Source organism: Leucobacter sp. NPDC015123 (genome assembly GCF_043080205.1).
GTDB lineage: Bacteria > Actinomycetota > Actinomycetes > Actinomycetales > Microbacteriaceae > Leucobacter > Leucobacter aridicollis_A.
In genome coordinates this window covers 269,878-285,668 of the sequence record NZ_JBIBVH010000001.1, presented here as the reverse complement: position 1 = coordinate 285,668, position 15,791 = coordinate 269,878, and the positions used below count along the sequence as shown (strand labels likewise).

The 15,791-nt window shown below is 67.0% G+C and carries 15 protein-coding genes and 1 riboswitch; of the genes, 9 read left to right on the top strand and 6 right to left on the bottom strand.

Annotated features, from left to right (window positions below):
• Positions 1-89 precede the first annotated feature (89 nt).
• The 6 genes from ACF07D_RS01210 (at position 90) to ACF07D_RS01185 (ending at position 7,317) form a co-directional block, all read left to right on the top strand.
• Positions 90-1,145, top strand: a complete 1,056-nt coding sequence (locus ACF07D_RS01210) for a hypothetical protein (protein ID WP_391503598.1) — start codon at positions 90-92, stop codon at positions 1,143-1,145.
• Between the two features lie 33 nt (positions 1,146-1,178).
• Positions 1,179-3,065, top strand: coding sequence for a DUF6350 family protein (locus ACF07D_RS01205; protein WP_391503597.1), 1,887 nt, complete (start codon positions 1,179-1,181; stop codon positions 3,063-3,065).
• A gap of 6 nt (positions 3,066-3,071) precedes the next feature.
• A riboswitch (TPP riboswitch) is annotated at positions 3,072-3,181 on the top strand.
• Positions 3,179-4,282: a thiamine ABC transporter substrate binding subunit gene (locus ACF07D_RS01200; protein ID WP_391503596.1), complete on the top strand. Its 1,104-nt coding sequence runs from the start codon at positions 3,179-3,181 to the stop codon at positions 4,280-4,282. It overlaps the preceding riboswitch by 3 nt.
• Before the next feature lie 31 nt (positions 4,283-4,313).
• Entirely contained in the window at positions 4,314-5,990 is a 1,677-nt protein-coding gene (locus ACF07D_RS01195) for an ABC transporter permease (RefSeq protein WP_391503595.1), read from the top strand.
• A complete protein-coding gene (locus ACF07D_RS01190) occupies positions 5,987-6,661 on the top strand; it encodes an ABC transporter ATP-binding protein (RefSeq protein WP_391503594.1) in 675 nt (224 codons plus the stop codon). The genes ACF07D_RS01195 and ACF07D_RS01190 overlap by 4 nt, the downstream gene beginning before the upstream one ends.
• A complete protein-coding gene (locus ACF07D_RS01185) occupies positions 6,658-7,317 on the top strand; it encodes a hypothetical protein (RefSeq protein WP_391503593.1) in 660 nt (219 codons plus the stop codon). Before ACF07D_RS01190 ends, ACF07D_RS01185 begins: the two co-directional genes overlap by 4 nt.
• A 129-nt stretch (positions 7,318-7,446) precedes the next feature.
• Here ACF07D_RS01185 and ACF07D_RS01180 read toward each other — a convergent pair whose 3' ends face one another.
• The gene (locus tag ACF07D_RS01180; RefSeq protein ID WP_391503592.1) at positions 7,447-8,232 is read right to left on the bottom strand and encodes an SDR family NAD(P)-dependent oxidoreductase; all 786 of its coding nucleotides are present in this window, start codon (positions 8,230-8,232) and stop codon (positions 7,447-7,449) included.
• A 129-nt stretch (positions 8,233-8,361) separates the two neighbouring features.
• Between ACF07D_RS01180 and purN the strand changes: the two genes are divergently transcribed.
• The 3 genes from purN (at position 8,362) to ACF07D_RS01165 (ending at position 11,155) form a co-directional block, all read left to right on the top strand.
• On the top strand, positions 8,362-8,973 hold the full coding sequence (purN, locus tag ACF07D_RS01175; protein ID WP_391503591.1) for a phosphoribosylglycinamide formyltransferase: 612 nt from the start codon (positions 8,362-8,364) through the stop codon (positions 8,971-8,973).
• 44 nt (positions 8,974-9,017) lie between these two features.
• On the top strand, positions 9,018-10,682 hold the full coding sequence (gene purH, locus ACF07D_RS01170; protein ID WP_391503590.1) for a bifunctional phosphoribosylaminoimidazolecarboxamide formyltransferase/IMP cyclohydrolase: 1,665 nt from the start codon (positions 9,018-9,020) through the stop codon (positions 10,680-10,682).
• A gap of 122 nt (positions 10,683-10,804) precedes the next feature.
• A complete protein-coding gene (locus tag ACF07D_RS01165; protein ID WP_119281457.1) occupies positions 10,805-11,155 on the top strand; it encodes a hypothetical protein in 351 nt (116 codons plus the stop codon).
• Positions 11,156-11,297: 142 nt separating this feature from the next.
• Here ACF07D_RS01165 and ACF07D_RS01160 read toward each other — a convergent pair whose 3' ends face one another.
• From ACF07D_RS01160 to ACF07D_RS01140, 5 genes are all read right to left on the bottom strand, one after another.
• Positions 11,298-11,708 (bottom strand): META domain-containing protein, encoded by a 411-nt coding sequence (locus tag ACF07D_RS01160; protein WP_255809394.1) that lies wholly within the window; start codon positions 11,706-11,708, stop codon positions 11,298-11,300.
• 113 nt (positions 11,709-11,821) lie between these two features.
• Entirely contained in the window at positions 11,822-12,574 is a 753-nt protein-coding gene (locus tag ACF07D_RS01155) for a hypothetical protein (protein WP_391503589.1), read from the bottom strand.
• Entirely contained in the window at positions 12,571-12,951 is a 381-nt protein-coding gene (locus ACF07D_RS01150; RefSeq protein WP_391503588.1) for a PadR family transcriptional regulator, read from the bottom strand. The genes ACF07D_RS01155 and ACF07D_RS01150 overlap by 4 nt, the downstream gene beginning before the upstream one ends.
• 155 nt (positions 12,952-13,106) lie before the next feature.
• Positions 13,107-14,630 (bottom strand): aldehyde dehydrogenase (NADP(+)), encoded by a 1,524-nt coding sequence (locus tag ACF07D_RS01145; RefSeq protein ID WP_391503587.1) that lies wholly within the window; start codon positions 14,628-14,630, stop codon positions 13,107-13,109.
• Between the two features lie 105 nt (positions 14,631-14,735).
• Entirely contained in the window at positions 14,736-15,758 is a 1,023-nt protein-coding gene (locus ACF07D_RS01140) for an agmatine/peptidylarginine deiminase (protein WP_391503586.1), read from the bottom strand.
• Between the last annotated feature and the right edge of the window lie 33 nt (positions 15,759-15,791).

Here is a 15,791-nt window from a genome sequence, read left to right as displayed (position 1 = left end):
CAGCTCCACTCAGCCCAGGGGCGGGCGCCGGACCCGTCACGATTCGCAACACGGAACAGTGTGGGGGATCTGTCGGGGATACTTGAAGCATGAGCGACAGTCAGGTCCAGGGAGCCCACCTCGTGGGAAGCATCAACTTTGACGACGCGGAGCAGACGATGCGCGTCGCCGCCGAAGAACTCGGGGGCCTCCTCCGCAGGATTCCCGACGGCGAGGTTGGGGAGCGCTTTCACTGGATCCTCTTCCAGGCAGATAAGCTCGGCGCAGCCGAGGGCATTGAGCGGGTAGGTGACACGCCGATCCCGATGCGCATGCTCGACATTCGCCCCGTGAAGCTCGCGCAGGGCGTGCAGGCGGCGGATGTCACATTGCCGCCGCTCGGATACGCGGCAGCGGCCGTCGAATCCTGGCGCACCTTTAGTGGGCTGAAAGCCGCCGGGGTCATCCCCGCGAAGACTCGCTTCCAGGTTTCCCTGCCCACACCGCTCGGCGTCGTCGCGAGCCTCGTGCTCGCTGCGGACCGCGAGGCATTCGAGCCCGTCTACGAGCGCGCGCTCGCTGCCGAGCTTGCCGAGATTGTCGCCACAATTCCGGGCGATGAACTCGCGATTCAGTGGGACGCGGCGCTCGAATTTGCAATTCTTGAGGGGCTCACCGCGCACACCGGTGACCGCTACGAGTGGTTCGGCGACGTCTGGGATGCGACCAGCGAGCGGCTTGCCCGGCAGATCGACAGGGTGCCGCTCGACGTCGAGGTCGGCGTCCACCTCTGCTATGGAGACGTCGCTGAGAAGCACTTCGTCGAACCGCGCGACGCCGCACACCTCACCCGGTTTGCAAACGCAGTCGCCGCCGCGGCCGAGCGAGACCTCACCTGGCTCCACCTCCCGGTTCCGATCGAACGAGACGACACCGAGTTCTTCGGTCCGCTCGCCGAGCTGAACGTGCCCGCGACGACTGAGCTATACCTCGGTCTCGTGCACCGCGAGGACGGAGTTGAGGGCGCCACTCGACGTATCGCGGCAGCCACCCAGGTGCTGTCGCGCGATTTCGGCGTCGCGACCGAGTGCGGGTTCGGGCGAGCGCCCGAAGGCACGACGGTGCCGCTGTTCGAGACACACCGGGCGGTCGCTGCAGCCTGGTAGCCGTGTGCGTGTCGCCGGGTAGACTTTCGGACGATGAGAGCAATACTGACCGGGGTTGTCGCAACGATTGAGGCCGTCGCGGTCGCGCTGGCGTCGCTGCTCGCGGTCGCTGCCTACGCGTTCCTCGTGTGGTGGCTCGGCTTCGGCCTTGCCGCCGAACCGAGCGCGGTGTTCGGCGGAGCTGGCGCAGCGTGGCTGCTCGCTCACTTCGTGCCACTCACCGCCGAGATCTCGGCCGAAGCCATGCAGGTGCTCGGGTTCGCCCCTGAGGCGCTGACGTTCTCGGTGTCACTCGCGCCGCTCGGGCTCACTCTCGCAACGGTTGTCTTCGCAGCGCGTGCGGGCTGGCGGTTCGGTGCTCGTGGCGGCGCTGGCGGAGTTGGCGTGCTCGGCGGCGCACTCGGGTTTGGCGCTGTCGCAGCGGTCGTCGCCTCCGCGGTTGCTCCGGGAGGCGAGGTGGCGGTCGGTCTGGGCTGGGCGGCCGCCGCTGGGTGCGCAGCAATCGTCTACGGCGCACCGTCTGGGGTTGCCTACCTCACCCGGGCAGCGCGCGACGAACACCCCTGGTGGATAGCGGCGGTCAGCGGGATCGAAGCTGGGCTCGGGCGACTTCGGATCCCGCGGCCTGCTGTCGTTCCCCGCGTGGCGGGGCAGGCCTTGAGGCTCGCCTCAGCGCTTGTCGCGGCATACATCGGGATCGCCGCGCTCGGATTCACGTTTTCGCTGCTCGGCCGTTTCGCGCTGGTGATCGGCGCGTCAGAGGCGCTGCAGCTCGACCTGGCCGGCACGATCCTGATGTTTCTCCTGCAGCTCGCGCTGCTGCCCGTGTTCGTGATCTGGAGCGGTGCGTGGCTGACAGGCTCCGGCTTCGCCGTCGGTATCGGCAGCTCGGCTTCGCCCTTCGGGCAACTGCTCGGCCCGATGCCAGGCATTCCGGTGCTCGCTGCGATCCCTGACGGGTGGGGGAGCGTCGCGGTGCTCGCTCCGCTTCTCCTCGTGCTCCTCGGGCTTGCAGTTGGGATCGGGCTCGGCGACGTGGCGCGCCGCCAGTCCATGGCACGCCTGGGGGCTCAGATCGCAGGGGCCGTGATCGTCGCAGGGCTCACCATCGCATTGCTTAACTGGACGGCGACAGGCGCTCTCGGGCCGGGGCGGCTCGCAGAAGTTGGACCCGACGTCTGGCGGGCCGCGGGCCTTGCCGCCGCGGAGCTCGGGGTTGGCTGCCTACTTGGTGCGCTCGCGGCGCGCGCCGATATCGCCCGGCGGGTCGTCGCAGGGCCAGGCGAGGTCGCCGCGCTTCTCGGGCTTGGGGACGACGGGGCCGCTGCCGATCCTGATCGAGGGATTGCACTCGGCGGAGAGCCCGACCCAGCGACAGTGCGCCAGGCTCCTGCCAGGACGGCGTCAGAAGAAGATCCCGTCGAGGACGAGCAACGGCTCGCGCCAGTGTCGCCACTCGTCCCGCACGCGCGAGCCTCGGCGGGGAGCCGCGTCGACGATCAACTCACCGAGCCGCTTGAGCTCGATGTCGATGTCGATGTTGACACCGACATCCTGCCCGACCTCAAGGGTACGCCAGGCATGCCGGGCGACAGCGCCTTGGCGCCGGCTAGCGACCGGGCATGGTGGCATACGCGCGACGCCGATCCAGCGGGAGTGGATTCAGCGGACGCGGATCCGGGTAGCCTGCACGTCCCCCAACCAGACGCCGAGCTCTTCGATCAGCACGCGGTGACGGGACCTGTCGAAGCCGTTACCGCACATCCCGCAGAGGAGGCGACCGCGAGCGAAGCCGTCGACGCTCAAATCGACGAGGAAGCCCTCGTCGAGGCTTACTCTTGGGACAACGTCGATCTCGACGCAGACCGCGGTGGCGACGAGAAGCGAGCCGGCTGGCGCTGGCCCGGCCGTAAGGGCTAGGCTGAGGGAGCAATCCACGGGAGTCCCGGCGCGCGGGGCTGAGAGGGAGCACGCGTGCTCCGACCGTTCAACCTGATCTGGTTCATGCCAGCGGAGGAAGGACTCTTCTCGTTATGCGTACACGTGCACGCTCTTACACATTGGCTGCGCTTATCGCGCTCCCACTCGCCGCCATGCTCGCCCTCACTGGCTGCGCTGGGGGCCAGGATTCGAGCGCTGAAGACGGCGACTCGGCGAAGGTCACGCTCGTCGTCCATGACAGCTTCGTCGACGGCGACGAGTTCTCACAGCTCGCGAGCGCGGCGACAGGCTACGACGTCGAAGTTCTCACTGCTGGCGACGGCGGCCAACTCGCGAACAAGCTTGTGCTCACAAAGGGGGCGCCGATTGCTGACGCGTTTTTTGGCGTCGACAATACGCTCGCCTCCCGCCTGATCGAGAACGACGTAGCGCTGCCGGTTCCGGCAAGTCTCCTGAAGGGTGACGGCCTCCTGCTCGCCACCGAGCTCGATGCCGAAAGTGCGGAATCGGGCAGCGTGCCGCTCGTGCCGATCGACCGCGGGGCGACATGCGTAAACATCGACACCGCGTGGTTCGCGGAGAAGGGTATCGCAGAGCCGGAGACGCTCGACGACCTCGCGGATCCCGCCTACAAGGACCTCACCGTGCTGCTCGATCCCACGGCATCAAGCACGGGCGCTTCGTTCATGATCGCGACGATTGCAGCGTTCGGCGAGGACGGCTTCGTTGACTACTGGAAGCGCCTCGAAGCGAACGGCGCCCGCACCGTGCAGGGCTGGACCGAGGCCTACAACACGGAGTTCACCGGCGTGAGCGAGACAGGCACCAGGCCGATCGTCGTCTCCTACTCGACGTCGCCAGCGTTCACTGTGAACGACGACGAGAGCGCATCGAATACGAGGGCGCTGCTCGACACCTGCTCGCAGCAGGTCGAATACGCTGGCGTGCTCAAGGGCGGCGAGAACCCAGACGGAGCGCGCGCCGTCGTTGAGTACCTGCTCTCTGAGGAGTTCCAGTCAGGCATCGCCGACAACATGTACATGTACCCTGTCGACGAAGACGTGGAGCTGCCCGCAAGCTGGGCGAAGTTCGCGCCGCTGCCAGAGTCGGGCCAGACACACGACCTGCCAGCAACCGAGATCCAGGCGGGCCTCGACGGTTGGCTGCGGACGCTCGGCGACGCCGTCGGGCTCTAACAGAGCACGATACAGGTCAGAGGAAGTCGCGGTGCGTGCACGCTCACGTCGCCCGCTCGGGCCCCTCGCTTGGGGGTTCGCAGCGGCGATTCCTGTGCTCTTCGTCGGGGTCTTCTTCCTCTGGCCTGTCATCGCGCTCGTCGCGACGGGTCTCACGAGCGGCGGGCAGCTCGACCTCGGCGGCCTCCCGGAGGTGCTCGGGCTCGAACGCAGCTGGCGGGTGCTGCAGAACACGCTCGTGCAGGCGAGCCTCGCGACTGTCGTCGCGATCCTGCTCGGCGTCCCCGCGGCCTACGTGCTCTACCGCCTTGAGTTCCGCGGGCGCGGGGTGCTCAGGGCGCTACTCACAGTGCCGTTTGTGCTGCCTGCCGTCGTCGTCGGCGTCGCGTTCACCGCACTGTTCGGGCCCGGGGGAGCCCTGTACTGGCTTGGCCTCGACAGGTCGCTCGTGGTCGTCGTGCTCGCGCTCGCATTCTTCAACGTCACCGTCGTGGCGCGCACAGTCGGGGGCTACTGGGCGCAGCTGGACACCCGCCAGGGGCAGGCAGCGCGCACGCTCGGGGCAGGCCCGGTGAGGGTGTTCTGCACGGTCACGCTGCCCGCGCTCGGCCCGGCGCTCGCATCTGCCGGGGCGCTCGTGTTCCTGTTCTGCGCGACCTCGTTTGGCGTCGTGCTGATTCTTGGCGGGCGCGAGTTCGCGAACATCGAGACCGAGGTATACAGGCTCACAGTGCAGTTTCTCGATCTGCGCTCAGCGGCCGTGCTGTCGCTTGTGCAGTTCGCGATTGTAGCGCTCGCGCTCATCGCCTCGGCGCTGCTGCGGAGCCGAAACGAACGTGCCCAGGAGGTTCGCATCGAGGTGCGCGCACCGCGCAGAACGGACGCACCAGTGCTGGCGGTGTTCGGCGTCACAGTGCTGCTGCTGCACGTGCTGCCGATCGGTGCGCTCGTGTGGCGGTCGCTCCAGGGGCCGCGGGGTGTCGGGATCTCGTTCGCGAACTATCGAGCACTCTTCGACCCGCCTGAGCGCTCGCCATTGCACGGGTCAGTCGTCGACGCGGCGCTGCTCTCGTTCGGGATCGCGTGCGTCGCGACCCTCATCGCGGTGACGCTCGGGATGCTTGTCTCGCTGATCGTGTCGCGACGGCCTCGCTCAGCGGCGCTGCGCCGGGGCATCGCCGTCTACGACGCAGCGATCATGCTTCCCCTCGGGATCTCTGCGGTGACACTTGGGTTCGGGCTGCTGCTCACGATGCACAAGCCGCTCGGAATTGGATTCGACCTGCGCACCTCAGTCGTGCTTATCCCGATCGCGCAGGCGCTCGTCGCGTTGCCGCTTGTGGTGCGCACGCTCACGCCCGTACTCAGATCGATTGATCCACGTACCCGAGAGGCCGCAATGATGCTCGGGGCCTCACCGTTGCGCGTCTTGCGCACGATTGATTTCGCGCTGCTCGGTCGGTCGGCTGGCCTCGCGCTCGGATTCGCGTTCGCCGTGTCGCTCGGGGAGTTCGGGGCGACAGCATTTCTCGTGCGCCCCGACGCGCAGACGCTGCCAGTCGCGATCGCGGCCCTCGTCGGCAGCCCAGACCCCGCGAGCTACGGAATGGCGCTCGCCGCTTCAGTGGTGCTTGGGGCGATTGCAGCGGGCATTATGGTCGTAGCTGAACGCTGGCGGGTAGACAGCGGAGTAGGGGGAAGCTGGTGACAGCACAGGCACGCACTGGGGCCGCGAGCGGGCTGAACGTCGCAGACGTCAGCGTCGCATACCGCCGTGACGAGGTCGTCGTGCGCGACGCGACCTTCGGCGTTCCACGCGGCGACGTCGTCGCCCTGCTCGGCCCCTCTGGCTGCGGGAAGTCGACGCTGTTGCGGGCTATCGCCGGGCTCGAGCCGCTGACGTCAGGCGTCGTCAGTTGGGCGGGAGAGGATCTCGTCGGCGTCCCCCCGCACCGCCGCGAGTTCGGGCTTGTGTTTCAAGACGGCCAGCTCTTCACTCACCGCTCGGTCGGGGAGAACATCGCGTACGGCCTGCGGGTGAAGCGTTGGCCGCGTGCGGATCGCGACGCACGAGTCGCTGAGCTTCTCGAACTCGTTGGGCTCGGAGGCTTCACGAACCGCCCAGTCACCGAGCTCTCCGGCGGTCAGCGCCAGCGCGTCGCTCTCGCACGCGCGCTCGCGCCGAGCCCGCGACTGCTGCTGCTCGACGAGCCGCTCTCCGCGCTCGACCGCGAGCTGCGCGACAGACTCGCCGTCGATCTCGCCGATCTGCTGCGCAAGACGGCGACCACAGCGATTCTCGTCACCCACGACGAGAGCGAGGCCGAGACCATTGCCGACAGGGTGCTGCGGATGAGTGACGGGCGGGTCGCGGGGTGAGCGGTCAACTCACCGTTCCCGCGATTGGCGCGGGCGCGGGGCCTTTTGCCTGCGGCGGGCCGGATGCGCTCGCTGCGCGGCTTGGGAGCCGGCTGGGCTCGGGCCGGCTGGGCGCTGGCAGGCTACCTGCGACGGGTCAGAATGACGACCCATCTGGCTGGCCACGGGTGCTGTTCATCGACGGCAGATCAGGATCGGGTAAGACCTCACTCGCCGAGTCCCTCGCCAGCGCACGCGAGGCAAACGGATGGGAGCGCCCGCACATCGTCGGCATGGACGAGCTCTACCCCGGATGGGATGGGCTTGCCGCTGGCAGCGCCGCGGTCCCGGCGCTCCTGCTGTCGGGCGCCTACCGCCGCTATGACTGGTACGCAAAGAGCTTCACACCCGAAGTCGAGTTCGACAGGGCTGCGCCCCTCATCGTCGAAGGGTGCGGCTCTATCAGCGCGCGTGCCCTCGCTGTCGCCCGTTCACTCGGCTCTGCGTACGCGGTGTGGGTGGAGTGCCCGGCAACGCTGCGACGGGAACGTGCGCTTGCCCGCGACGGTGAGACCTTTATTCCGCATTGGGAGCGCTGGGCTGAGCAAGAAGTGCGGCACTTCGCGATCACACAGCCCGTGGCCCGGGCACACGAAGTGCTCCACGTGGCAGGTTGAGCGTCCCGTCGTAACTTGGGATCGTCCACAGCTCGTATCCCTGGGATCGGCAGTTGGTATTGCGCAACCGTGAGACGCAGGCATATGAACTGCAGATCCCAGGTGATAGGACGTACCGCCCCCGGCAAACTAGTGCACGGAGAAGCCGCCGTCGACTGCGAGTGACTGGCCAGTGATGTACGCGGCGGCGGGACTCGCGAGGAAGACTGCCGCGCCAGCGAAGTCCTCGGGGAGTCCGTTGCGCCCAACAAGCGTGCGAGCGGCAAGTGCCGCGACGACTCCCGGGTCCGAGCTCAGCCTGGTGTTCAGCGGGGTTTGCACAAACCCTGGGATGAGCGAGTTCGCGGTCACTCCGCCCGCCGACCACGCCTCGGCCTGCGACCGTGCGAGCCCCTCTACGGCCGCCTTGGACACCCCGTACGCACCGCTTGAGGCGAATGGTCTGTGTGCCTGCTGCGAGCTGATGTGGATGAAGCGGCCGTAGCCGCGCGCAAGCATCGCCGGGGCGAGCCGCTGGCCGAGTACGAATGGAGCTTCGAGGTTCACTGCCATTGTCGTGTCCCACTCGGGCTCGGTCAGCTCGCTAAGCGGTGGCCGGATGTTCACGCCAGCCGAGTTCACGACGATATCTACGTGACCGTGCCCCTCAAGTACGGCGTCAGCGAGCGCATGCGCGCCAGCCCGGTTCGTCAGGTCGGCTCGCAGCCAGGACACCTCTCCGCCCGCAGCGCTGACGGCTTCGTTCGCCGTGACCTCGGCGGTGGTCCGCTCGAGCCCTTCGACGGTCCGTGCTGCGATGACGACGTGTGCGCCTGCGCCAGCCAGCGCTTCGGCAATCGCTCGGCCGATACCCGAGCTTCCGCCGGTGACAAGTGCTGTGCGGCCGGTCAGGCCGAAGAGATCGTGAAGAAGCATGGGGAGAGCTTACCGCCGGGCCTGGCGGGCGCGAGGTGTGGGGTTCGGCAATGCAATTGAGCCAGAAACGCAAGCGCGAGGCTCGTCGTGCGGGCCTCCACACATCTACACAGCGAGTAGACTGGGCGAGTGTTGAGACTCGCGGTTCTTATCTCAGGTGGCGGCAGCAACCTTCAGGCCCTCATCGAGGCGACGGCAGATCCTGATTTTCCAGCTGAGATCGTGTGCGTCGGCGCCGACACCGACGCTGCAGGCCTCGCGCACGCCGCGGCTGCCGCGATCCCGAGCTTTGTCGTTCGACCGGCCGACTACGCGAGCCGCGCCGACTGGGGGGCCGCGTTTGCGGCAGCGATCCAGGACTACGACGTTGACCTCGTGGTGAGCGCGGGCCTCATGCGTATTCTTCCTGCAGCCTTCGTGAGCACCTTCTCGCCGCGGCTCATCAACACCCATCCGGCATTGCTGCCCCTGTTCCCGGGCGCGCACGCGGTGCGTGACGCACTCGCCGCTGGCGCAACCGAAACCGGCGTCACCGTGCACATCATCGATGAGGGCGTCGACACGGGCCCGGTGCTGCGACAGGCGGTCGTCGCCGTGCATGAGGGGGAGGCGGAGGCTGACCTTCACGAGCGCATCAAACAGGAGGAGCGACCACTGCTCGTCCGAACCGTCCGCGAGATCGCCGACGGGTCGCTCGACCTCGCCGCCGTCGCTGCCGCAGCCGCTGCGCCCACCCCGTAGCCACGACTTTTTAGCCCCCACACCGCACGAATTCAAGGAGCCCCATGGCAGTCCAGAGCCACGACCCGAGCCTGTACGAGCATCGCGACCTCATCGAGGTGAAGCGCGCGCTCATCTCTGTGAGCGACAAGACGAAGCTGCTCGATCTCGCCGCAGCGCTTGCCGCTGCCGGCGTCGAGATCGTGTCGACAGGGTCGACTGCCGCCACCATTCGCGAGGCTGGCCACGCAGTGACCGACGTTGCCGAGGTGACAGGGTTCGCTGAGGCACTCGACGGTCGCGTGAAGACGCTGCACCCGGCGGTGCACTCGGGCCTGCTCGCCGACCTGCGCCTCGCGGATCACCGCGCGCAGCTCGAGCAGCTCGGCTTCGCCCCGTTCGAGCTCGTCGTCGTGAATCTGTACCCGTTCGAGCAGACTGTCGCAGCAGGCAAGCCCGCCGCTGACATCGTCGAGAACGTCGATATTGGCGGCCCAGCGATGGTCCGTGCGACGGCGAAGAACCACGCGAATGCGGCGATCGTCGTCTCGCCCGGCCGCTACGACGAGGTCATCTCGGCGATTCAGGCCGGTGGCACGACCCTCGCGCTTCGCCGCTCGCTCGCGACCGAGGCATTCGTGCACACCGCGCAGTATGACGGTGCGGTCGCGAACTGGTTCCTCGACCAGCAGGACGCAGGCTGGGAGGATGCCCCCGCGGCAGCAGAACTCGAGGCCCCCGAAGAAGACGAGGTCGCGGCGATCTTCGCCACGAGCGAGGGTTACGTCGGCTACGAGGTGTTTGGCCTCCGCGAGTCGGTGCTGCGCTACGGCGAGAACAGCCACCAGCGTGCCGCACTGTTCAGCGAGAACGAGGGTGTGGGGATCGCCCAGGCGACCCAGCTGCACGGCAAGGAAATGTCGTACAACAACTATGTTGACGCCGACGCCGCGCTGCGGGCAGCGTATGACCACGAGCGCCCCGCGGTCGCCATCATCAAGCACGCGAACCCGTGCGGCGTCGCTGTCGCCCCCGAGGGTGCAGCCGACCCGATCGCTGCCGCACACGAACTCGCGCACGCATGCGACCCTGTCTCCGCATTTGGTGGCGTAATCGCGGCCAACCGCGTCGTCACCGAGGGCATGGCCAAGACAGTCTCAGAGATTTTCACCGAGGTCATCATCGCGCCTGGCTTCGAGCCTGAAGCGCTGGCGATCCTCGCACAGAAGAAGAACGTGCGCTTGCTCGTGCTGCCTGAGGGGTACGCGCAGAACCCTGTCGAGCTGAAGCAGGTCTCCGGCGGCTTCCTGATCCAGGACGCCGACCGCCACTTCGCACCCGCAGCCGAGTGGACCCTCGCCGCCGGCGAGGCAGCCGACCCAGAGACGCTCGCGGAGCTCGAGTTCGCGTGGCGAGCGTGCCGCGCAGTGAAGTCGAACGGCATTCTGCTCACGAACGGCGGCGCCTCGGTCGGCGTTGGAATGGGGCAGGTCAACCGTGTCGACTCGTGCCGCCTCGCGGTTTCTCGCGCCGGTGAGCGTGCCGCGGGCGCTGTCGCTGCGTCCGACGCCTTCTTCCCGTTCGCTGACGGCCTGCAGGTGCTGCTCGACGCCGGTGTTCGCGCCGTCGTTCAGCCGGGAGGTTCGGTTCGCGACGAAGAGGTCATCGCGGCGGCTCAGGCGGCCGGTGTGACGATGTACTTCACCGGTGAGCGGCACTTCTTCCACTAGGACCCGCGCTTTGCCAGGCGGGCAGGAGAGATGAGCTCGACGCCCTGCCCGCTTGGCCTCACACGTTCCGGCCGTAGCGCCGACACCCACACACATTCGCAATTACACGGGAGGAATACACGATGGAAATTTTGAGAAACATCCTGCTGATCCTGCACATCGTTGGCTTCGCAGGCGTCGCTGGCGCGACGATCGCACAGTTGCCCAAGGTTAAGGAGGGCGTCGCCAAGGTATCGGGCGGCATCCTGCACAGCGCCTGGCTCATGCTTGCGACGGGCCTTGGCCTCGTCGGCATGATGTACGCAATGGGAGGCTCTCCGAACAACATGAAGATCGGCGTGAAGACGATCGTGCTCGTCGCGATCATCGTGCTCGCCCTGGTCTTCAAGAAGAAGGAGAACGTCTCGGGTGGCGTGCTTGGCGCGATCCTGGGGCTCTCGGTGCTGAACGTGGCGCTGGCTGTCGCTTGGTAACTGAGTAAGTCGTTCGCCGGGCGCCGGCGAACAGTTCAACGTCCCGCTGGTGGGCTGGGCGCGCAACGCAAGAGGCGGGGTGAGGATCAGATCCTCACCCCGCCTCTTGCGTTGCTCCTGAGCGATGCCGCCCGGCTGCGACCTACTCGGGGGCAGTGAACTCGGTCTTCTTGAGCGAGCCGATCTTCTTGCCCTCTTCATCGCTGAACGAGATCTTGTCGCCCTCGACGACGGCGGTCGATGCGCCAGTCAGCCACGTGTCGACGCCCTCACAGAACATCATCGTCGAAGCGAGCGGCCCGAATGTAACCTTGCCCTTTTCCTCGGTCCACGTGCCGTTAACGATGTTGCAGCCGTCAGTGCCGAAGGCCTTGCCGTCTGCGGTAAACGTCATTGCCGGTTCGCCGCGGGTATCGAGCGTTCCCCAGCTCGTATCGGCGACGGAGGCGCTGCCAGAGCATGCTGTCAGCACGAGCGCCGCAGCGCCGAGCAGGGCAGCTGCGGTCGCGCCGCGGAAGGTGCGTGAGCGGGTAACGGTGCGTGTGTTCGTCATGTGCTCAGCGTAACCTATCCGGTTCCAATCAGTGCATGGAATCGGCTGAGGGGTCGACTGTGGAATCGAGCGCTGCGCGGGCAGCCTCTGCGACAGCTTCCTGCCTGAACGTATTACCCCTGGGCATCCTCGGGAATGCGCCTGCTGCGGAGTCTGAGGAGGAGCCAGACGGCGGTCAACGGTGCGACCAGTATCGGTGTGACCAGTATCGACGCGTGAGGGCCGGGGAGAAGCGGATTCGCCGAATCCTGCCCGCCCGCCACCGTGCTGAAGAGCCAGGAGAGGAGAGCCGGGATAAGCAACGCAAGTGGTGGGAAAATGATCGCCCAAACTTTCTCACTGATCCGCCAGAACCCACTTGTGGCAACGAGTACGCAGCCGACAAGCCAGCCAATGACTGGCAGCACGATGCCGCCTACTCCGAATGTGATGAGGCCTGCGACTGCATAGCCGCGGGTCTCCGAGAGGGCCCGTACCTGCGCCGGCTGAGGCGCTAGCTGTGTCGGGGCGGCGGAGCGAGATCCTGCCGCCTGGTCAGGCAAGGCAGCGGCTCCAACATGAGCCGGGGGAAGGTTTGTGCTGTAGCCGGCGAAAGGCGAGGCGCTGGTTCCCGGCCCCTCATCGCGCCCTGCGATCGCGGCGGCGCTGGCGACTTCAATGGGGTCCCCAAGTGCGGTGATCCGAGCGCGCAGTTCGTCACCTTCGAGGCAGGCGAGCTCTTCGCCCACCCCGGCGCGGAGTTCGACAGCTAGCCTGTGGGGCAGCCCGCCGATGGCTTCGTCGAGTGCTGCTAGATAGGCGGTTCGTTCATCGTCAGCTGTCAACGGAGTGTGCCGACGATCGTTCGTCGTGTCGTCGTTACTCATGATTCGAGCCCCTTCTCAAGTATCTCGGTGACGTTCTGCGTGAATGGCCCCCACTGGGTGCGGAAGGCCGCGAGGTGGGACTCGCCCTCCTGAGTGAGCCTGTAATACTTGCGCGTCGGGCCGCCCGACGGCGTTGCGACTCCGGCGTCGGGGGTCGGATCGGGTTCGCCATTGTCCTGCTGCTCGAACGTGACGATGAGGCCGCGGTCTCGCAGCCTCCCGAGTAGCGGGTAGAGCGTGCCGATGCTCGCAATGAGGCCGCGTTCAATCAGCGCGGAGGAGAGTTCCCAGCCGTACATCGGGCGCGCCGACAGGAAGCCGAGAACGCAGAATTCGACGACGCCCCTGCGCAGTTGCGTAGCGACGTCATCTATCATGCGACACAAGCTAGCATGTCTCGCAAGATAGTGTCAACACGTGCCAGGGATTCATCTCGCCGCATTCGTCCCCGCCCCCTAAAACGGCAGTGCGGCCCACCCCTGAGGGGTGGGCCGCACGCATATTGAGTCCGGCCGGTGGGCGGACAGCGCCGCTATCCGCGGTACTGGCTGCCCCAGTCGCCCGACTGGCCTGCTGGCGAGATCGCCTGCGGGAGGCCGAGCGGGTTGTCATCGCGCAGCGCCTCGGGGAGGAACGCCTCAGGCGTGTTCTGGAACGCGACAGGACGCAGGAAGCGCTTGATGGCAGACGTGCCGACCGAGGTGCTTGCGTCGTTCGAAGTCGCCGGCCACGGGCCGCCGTGCTGCTGCGCGGGGGTGACTGCGACGCCTGTCGACCAGCCGTTGAACAGGACGCGGCCGACCTGCTTCGCGAGGGCCGCGACGAGTGCGCGGAGTTCGCCAACGTTTGCGGTCGTGCCTGACGCCTCATCGGCGCTCACGTGGATGGTGCCAGAGAGGTTGCCCTCGTAGAACTCGGGCATGAGTGCTGCGAGGTCGGTGCCCTCGGGGGTCTCCACGAGGATCGTGAGAGGCCCGAATGCCTCCTCTACGAGCTCCTGGTGGCCGGCGCGGAAGTCTGCGAGCGAGACCGAAACGACGGTGGGTGATGCCCAGCCGTGGCCCTCTTCGTCGAAGCGAACGCCGCCTGGGATGACAGCGGAGACGCCAGGGGCCGCGAGGATCGTGTCGCGACGCTCGTTGAAGCTCTGCGCGATCCGCGGGTCGAGGAGGCGGTGCTCGGGGAGTTCGCCCGCCGCGGCAGTTACGGCCGCGGGGAGAGCTGAGCCAGCGGGGATGAAGATGAAGCCAGGCTTCGTGCAGAGCTGGCCAGCCGAGCCAGCAACGCTCGTGATGAGGCCCGATGCGATCTCATCTGCGCGCTCGGCGATAGCCGCCGCGGTGATGAACACGGGGTTGACCGAGCCGAGCTCGCCGTAGAAGGGGATCGGGGTGGGCCGCGCGGCTGCGATGTCGGTGAGCAGACGGCCGATGCCGATCGAGCCTGTAAACGAGCCCGCCTTGATCCGCGGGTCCTTGAGCACTGCAACGCCTGCCTCGCGGCCGTGGATGAGGTTGAACACGCCTTCTGGCGCGCCGACAGACGCGAGGGCCTCGCGCGCAACCTCCGCGGTCGCGTCTGAGAGCTCGGGGTGGCCTGAGTGGGCCTTCACGATGACCGGGCAGCCCGCCGCGAGGATCGACGCGGTGTCACCGCCAAGCACTGAGAAGGCAAAGGGGAAGTTCGACGCCGAGAAGTTGATGATCGGGCCGAGGGGCACGTGCGTGCGGCGAATGTCGGGGCGCGGTCCGAGGACGAACTCGGGGTCTGCGTAGTCGATGCGCGCGTCGAGGTACGACCCGTCCATGACGGTTTCCGAGAAGAGGCGGAGCTGCACTGCGGTGCGCGTTACTTCGCCGTTGAGGCGAGCCTCGGTGAGGCCGGTTTCGCGCATTGCGATCTCAACGAGGCGCGGCTTCGCTGCTTCGAGTGCGTCGCCGAGGGCGACGAGGATGCGTGCGCGGTCGGCGGGCGCGAGGGCCGCGTAGGCGGGCGCGGCGGCTGCGGCGCCGGCGACTACCGCTTCGAGCTCGGGGGTGAGAGTGCTCTCGGTCATCTATCGTTCCTTATGTGGTGAGGGATCGAGGCGCGCGATCGGTGCGCGCCAAGCAATCGTCATGTGACATTGTACAGGCTGGGGTGGGGCATGTCGCCCCTGACGCTACAGCGCCGGTTGTTGCTGGGTGATGCAGTGGATACCGCCACCGCGGGCGAAGAGCGGGCGCGCATCGATCGCCATCACCTCGCGGCCGGGGTACACGTCGCGGAGTACGCCGAGCGCGCGGTCATCCGCGGGGTCGGCGAAGGCGCACGCAAGCACGCCGCCGTTCACAACAAGATGGTTGATGTAGCTGTAGTCGACGAAGCCCTCGTCGTCGTGGAGCGTCTCTGGCGCAGGGAGGTCAACGATCTCGAACTGATCCGAGCGGTCGTCGCGGTAGCGCTCGACAACCTCGCGGTTCGCGCGCGCGATTGCGTGGTCTGGGTGGGACTCGGCGTCCTGGCGGTGCATGAGCAGCACGTCTGGCGTGGTGAAGGCCGCCAGAATGTCGGCGTGTCCGCGGGTGCCAAAGGTGTCATGATCGCGTGTGAGGCCCCGGGGAAGCCAGATCGCGCGGTCAGTACCAATTGTGCGCGCGAGTTCAGCCTCAACCTGCTCCTTCGTCCAGCCAGGGTTTCGACCCGGATCGAGTTGCACGGTCTCGGTAAGTACGACGCGGCCAGTGCCGTCGACCTGGATCCCGCCACCCTCGTTCGTCATCTCAGAGTCGACGAGAGTTGCCCCCGCGGCCTCTGCGATGATTCGACCGATGTGCTGATCCTTATCCCACTCGGCCCAGTCTTGCCCGCCCCAGCCATTGAAACGGTAATTCACGGCTCCGAGCGTGCCATCGTCGCCGAGAACAAAGCTCGGGCCGATGTCGCGCATCCAGGCATCATTCAGCGGGGCGACGAGACGATCGATCTGACCCGACAAGTATCGGGAAGCGATCGCCTCGTCACCTGGGTTCACGACCACGGTGACTGCCTCAAACTCGCTGGCAGCATTCGCGACGGCGGCCCACGTCGTGCGAGCCGACTCGACCTCCGCCTCGGTGTCGCCAAGCGTGTAGCCCGAGGTCGGCCATGCGAGCCAAATGCGCTCCTGCGTGTGGCCCTCGATTGGCATGCGCCATGTGGTCATCGGTGATCCCCCTGAATGAAGTACGAACTCGCG

Coding starts and splice junctions, on each gene's coding strand:
- ACF07D_RS01210 (WP_391503598.1), top strand. CDS start 90: ATGAGCGACAGTCAGGTCCAGGGAGCCCACCTCGTGGGAAGCATCAAC.
- ACF07D_RS01205 (WP_391503597.1), top strand. CDS start 1,179: ATGAGAGCAATACTGACCGGGGTTGTCGCAACGATTGAGGCCGTCGCG.
- ACF07D_RS01200 (WP_391503596.1), top strand. CDS start 3,179: ATGCGTACACGTGCACGCTCTTACACATTGGCTGCGCTTATCGCGCTC.
- ACF07D_RS01180 (WP_391503592.1), bottom strand. CDS start 8,232: ATGCTTCTTCACGATCTCTTCGGCCTGACCGGCCGCACAGCACTTGTC.
- purH (WP_391503590.1), top strand. CDS start 9,018: ATGGCAGTCCAGAGCCACGACCCGAGCCTGTACGAGCATCGCGACCTC.
- ACF07D_RS01165 (WP_119281457.1), top strand. CDS start 10,805: ATGGAAATTTTGAGAAACATCCTGCTGATCCTGCACATCGTTGGCTTC.
- ACF07D_RS01160 (WP_255809394.1), bottom strand. CDS start 11,708: ATGACGAACACACGCACCGTTACCCGCTCACGCACCTTCCGCGGCGCG.
- ACF07D_RS01155 (WP_391503589.1), bottom strand. CDS start 12,574: ATGAGTAACGACGACACGACGAACGATCGTCGGCACACTCCGTTGACA.
- ACF07D_RS01150 (WP_391503588.1), bottom strand. CDS start 12,951: ATGATAGATGACGTCGCTACGCAACTGCGCAGGGGCGTCGTCGAATTC.
- ACF07D_RS01145 (WP_391503587.1), bottom strand. CDS start 14,630: ATGACCGAGAGCACTCTCACCCCCGAGCTCGAAGCGGTAGTCGCCGGC.
- ACF07D_RS01140 (WP_391503586.1), bottom strand. CDS start 15,758: ATGACCACATGGCGCATGCCAATCGAGGGCCACACGCAGGAGCGCATT.